Here is an 826-nt window from a genome sequence, read left to right as displayed (position 1 = left end):
TTAACCCATGATGAGGCGCTGTTAGAAACCGAACGGTTCACAAATTACTGGATAGCAAACCCAGGTAAAAATGCAAACAAACGAGATTGGCAAAGGACTTGGTACAATTGGGTCACAAGCCCTATCGGAACGCTAGCAAAGAAAAAAGCAAGATTAGAACAGGAAAAACGGTTAGGTGGTTATCATGGAAAATTCACTCAGAAAACTTTCACAGAACAGCTTGCAGAAGGCTTCAACGAACTCAGAGATCATCTCTCATCTGGAGAAGATTATGGAAATGATCAGTCCGGGGTATCCATTGACGCTGAAAGCTGGGAATACATTGACAAAACAGGAGGAAGCGCAAACCTTAGATGCTTGCAATCGTCTACAAGCGTTGCTCTCTGTGAAAGCTTCAGTTAAGCAAATTGAGCAAGCTTCTTTCCTACTCTCAAGCATGAGAGTCCCTGCGAACACAGACGCCAAAGCCGTCGTTTTATCCTATGGTATGATGCTGGACCGCATTTCAGCATATGCTCTGAAAAAGGGCGTCGAAGATATCGTAACTGGTCAAGCAATTGGGATATCAAAAACATTTATGCCAACCTGTGGAGAGCTTTTAGCTTACTGCCAGACACTAGAAAATACCCTTCTTTCAAAAGCCGAAAGTGTACGTAGAGCAATTGAAAACACACGTGAGAAAGCACTCAAAGAAAAAACAGCGAAAGAGCATTTTAGACCACTAACGCTTGTTCACAAGCAAGAGCTTGAAGAAACTTTAAATGGTCTTGGGGGAGCAGTGAAAAACATTGCAAGTTAGCAAAATAGTGAAAAGTGCTGATCATTT

The 826-nt window shown here is 42.3% G+C and carries 1 protein-coding gene and 1 pseudogene; both read left to right on the top strand.

Features of this window, described 5'->3' with window-relative positions; translation table 11 throughout:
* Positions 1-402, top strand: a pseudogene (locus tag ACFIKO_RS09365) (hypothetical protein); the annotation flags it as partial.
* Complete coding sequence (locus tag ACFIKO_RS09360) at positions 323-799, top strand: hypothetical protein (RefSeq protein WP_375673904.1); 477 nt, start codon at positions 323-325, stop codon at positions 797-799. The pseudogene ACFIKO_RS09365 and the gene ACFIKO_RS09360, both read left to right, overlap by 80 nt.
* Positions 800-826 lie beyond the last annotated feature (27 nt).

The organism is Bartonella sp. TS82HLJMH (genome assembly GCF_042193495.1).
Classification (GTDB): Bacteria; Pseudomonadota; Alphaproteobacteria; order Rhizobiales; family Rhizobiaceae; genus Bartonella; species Bartonella grahamii.
The sequence above is the reverse complement of the archived record's forward strand: the minus strand, read 5'-3'. Positions and strand labels throughout refer to the sequence as shown.